Annotated in this window: 3 protein-coding genes; all 3 read right to left on the bottom strand. The window is 41.9% G+C overall.

Going from position 1 to position 2,969, the window contains the following annotated elements; translation table 11 throughout:
* Positions 1-65 precede the first annotated feature (65 nt).
* Positions 66-848, bottom strand: a complete 783-nt coding sequence (locus tag V7659_RS23300; RefSeq protein WP_335542547.1) for a 2-keto-4-pentenoate hydratase — start codon at positions 846-848, stop codon at positions 66-68.
* 21 nt (positions 849-869) lie between these two features.
* Complete coding sequence (locus V7659_RS23295; protein WP_335542546.1) at positions 870-1,646, bottom strand: 2-keto-4-pentenoate hydratase; 777 nt, start codon at positions 1,644-1,646, stop codon at positions 870-872.
* A gap of 17 nt (positions 1,647-1,663) precedes the next feature.
* A partial coding sequence (locus V7659_RS23290) for an aldehyde dehydrogenase (RefSeq protein ID WP_335542545.1) occupies positions 1,664-2,969 on the bottom strand: 1,306 nt, incomplete at its 5' end.

The raw sequence follows: 2,969 nt of genomic DNA, 5'->3' as shown, positions 1-2,969 counted from the left end.
CTCCCCTGCCCCGTCCTCCCGCAGGATCGTGCCTTCCACTTCAATCAACAGGGTGCCAAAAATTATTAATCAGTTACTGTAAAGGCCACTTCACCTAAACCATCGAATTTATCGCTTACAATATCCCCATATTTTAATTGAACCGCACTTGTAATCCCGCCTGTTAGAATTACATCACCCTTACGGACCTTTTCTCCTTTTCTTGCCAGCATATTGGCAAGCATGGCAATGGAATTTGCAGGGTGGCCAAGGACCGCAGCTCCTGCTCCCAATTCCTTGATTTCGCCATTGATCGAAAGCGTTGCTCCAACTAAATCGAGTTCAAATTGCTCCGGCTTTTTAAGGGTGGTACCAAACACTACTCTTGAAGTTGAAGCATTATCCGCAATCACGTCGGGTAAGGTAAATTGAAAATTTTCGTACCGGCTGTCAATAATCTCTAAGGCTGGTAAAACATACTCGGTTTTAGCTAAAACCTGAGCCCCTGTTACGCCAGGACCTTCAATATCCTCACCAATTACAAAGGCAATTTCAGCCTCAACTTTTGGGTGAATTAATTCATGTAATGGCACCTGACCGCCATTTTCAATGATCATATAATCAAACACATACCCATAAATCGGTTCTTCAATCCCCATTTGTTTCATTTTGGCCTGACTGGTTAATCCCATTTTTGGGCCAATGATTTTTTTTCCTTCATTTAATTTCGAATGTACAATTTCCTGTTGTACTTGATAAGCTTCTTCCACTGTTAAATCAGGTTTCAAGTTTACCGTGACTTTGGCAACCTCGCGCTTATCGAGTTCCGCAGATTCTAAATAGTGTGCAATCTCTTTGTATTGACTCATCCTCTTTCCTCCTTTAAACGGTTAAAACCGTACACTGACCTGACCGATATGAGCGAATCTTGCCGTAAATGTATCTCCCTTTTGAGCGGCTTCTGCTGCTGACAAAGCCCCTGAAAGAATCACTTCGCCTGCTTTTAGCGAAATATCGAATTCGGCTAATTTATTCGCTAACCAGGCAACACACTTTGCTGGATTTCCTAAAGCCGCTGCACCGACCCCCGTATTGACGAGCTCACCATTTTTCGTTAGTACCATGCCAATTAATTCAAGATCAATATCGGCTATTTTTGTTGGCTTACCGCCAAGTACATAAAAACCAGATGAGGCATTGTCTGCCACTGTATCGGCCAATTTAATTTTCCAATCTTTTATTCTACTATCGACGATTTCAAGAGCAGGTACTATATAATCAGTTGCCTGAATGACATCAAGCGCTGTAAGATTCGGCCCACGTAATTCCTTTTTTAGGATAAAGGCAATCTCCGCTTCTACTTTTGGTTGAAGAACTTGCTCTATATTAATCTGACCGCCATTTTCTACCACCATACTGTCCAGCAAATGTCCGTAATCAGGTTCATCTACACCTAATAAATTCTGCATCGCCAAGGACGTTAATCCGATTTTCTTCCCTACTATAATTTGTCCCTGTTCTATTTTGCGCTGAATATTTTCCAACTGAATATAATAGGCTTCTTTTACTGTCAGCGTTGAATCTACTGAGGTAAGTGGAACCGTACCAATCCGAGTGTTCTCCGCTTCAGCTAATTTTTCTGCATATTGCTTTATTTTGTCCGTCAAAAGAATGACTCCCCTTCTTATAATTTAATCGTAATATTGGATAATTCAGAGTAAAAATCAATGCTATGCATTCCGCCTGTTCTGCCAATCCCACTATTTTTCATCCCGCCAAATGGGGTGCGCAGGTCACGTAAAAACCAAGTGTTTACCCAAATGATACCTGCTTCAATTTGATGAGCAACCCGGTGCGCCCGTCTTAAATCGTTTGTCCAAATCGTTGCACTTAAACCATAATGGGTATCATTTGCCTGCATGATCACTTCTTCTTCCATATCAAAAGGCATAACTGTTACAACCGGCCCAAAAATCTCTTCACGAACACAACGGGAATTCCGGTCTACTCCTGTGATGATCGTGGGTTCTAAATAATATCCCTTTTCAATCCCATCCGGACGTTTTCCCCCGGTCAGAATGGTCGCACCATCATTGCGGGCAATTTCAATATAGCTATTAACCCGATCATAATGTTCCTTACTGATTAAGGCACCCACCTTTGTATCTTCATTTTCTGGAAGCCCTACTTTTAAGTTTTTAACCTTTGCTACAAATTTGTTGAGGAATTCTTCATATGCCGGTCGCTCAACATAAATGCGTGAACCGCAGAGACAAACTTCACCTTGATTAATAAAACTTGATTTGATTGTTGTTTCGACCACTTCATCCAGATCAGAATCGGCAAAAATAATGTTAGGATTTTTCCCTCCTAATTCAAACGACAATTTCTTTAATGAACTTGATGCAGCCTTCATAATAGAAGATCCAGTTCCTGGCTCACCAATGAAGGAAATCGCATCAACATCTGGATGTTCCGAAATGGCACCGCCTGCAGAATTTGGCCCGAAGCCATGTACAAGATTAACCACACCATCTGGAACCCCAGCTTCTTTACAAATTTCCATCAATACCGTTGCCGTCATGGGAGTCCATTCTGCTGGTTTAATCACGGCTGTATTGCCCATCGCTAAACATGGTGCTAATTTCCAAGTAAGTAATAATAATGGCAAATTCCAAGGTTTAATAATACCAACCACTCCAACTGGGCGCCGATAGGAGTAATGAATGGCCATGTCATCCTGTTGGTTTGCATCCGTATTAACAGATATCATATAATCGGCAAAAAAGTGGAAATTATAAGCAGCCCTCGGAACATCAATACTATTAGCCAACCAGAACGGTTTACCAGTGTCCAACGATTCCAACCGGGCTAATTCCTCTTGTCTTTCCAGGATTAAATCTCCAATTCGACGAAGAATCTTTGAACGTTCTCCTGTCGTCATCTTTTTCCAACTGCCATTTAATGCTCTGCGGGCGGCTGCTACGGCA

It is taken from the genome of Neobacillus drentensis (assembly GCF_036966985.1).
GTDB lineage: Bacteria > Bacillota > Bacilli > Bacillales > Cytobacillaceae > Neobacillus > Neobacillus drentensis_E.
The sequence above is the reverse complement of the archived record's forward strand: the minus strand, read 5'-3'. Positions and strand labels throughout refer to the sequence as shown.